General features: G+C 49.1%; 1 pseudogene. It reads right to left on the minus strand.

Annotated elements, in window-relative coordinates:
• Positions 1-560: pseudogene (locus R8O11_RS30230) on the minus strand (propeptide, peptidase); the annotation flags it as partial.

Raw genomic sequence — 560 nt, forward strand, 5'->3', positions numbered from 1 at the left:
GCCCTTCAGCAAACTGATAATCCAGCGAAACTTTAGATTCAAACGGTGTACCACACGTCAGCCCCGTTGGTAAGTTGGCACTGAAAGAGGCCGAGTTTGCCAGTTGCACATCGACCGCTTTTGATGTGTCGTTGTTCAGTGACCAATTGCCCTTTACGCTTGCAGATCGGCCGGTGTGAGAAAGCGTCAACTCGACCGTTTCCCCAGCGTTGATGTAACGAGATTGATATCGGGCGTTAAAAGGAACTTTGAGTAAGTTATGCTGTGCGAAGCTATCTTTCAGAATTTGTGCGTACTCTTTTTCAGGGAAAAGCATTGTCGCGGCAAATACGGTGGACTCCGCCAAATCATGCATTTTTACACCACGACCCACGCCGTACATGCCTTCAAGCACAATCGAGTCAAAGTCACGGAAAACACGATCCGAACCATCTCCATAACGAGCAACGGACGCTTTTAAGGCTTGGAACAAAGGTGTCGACCACAACTCGTCGCCTAATTCACCACCAACGCTTTCATGCGCTCGGTATTCCGCTCCTTCAAAGTAACGAGCACGTTGG

This window comes from Vibrio sp. 1288, from assembly GCF_033344475.1.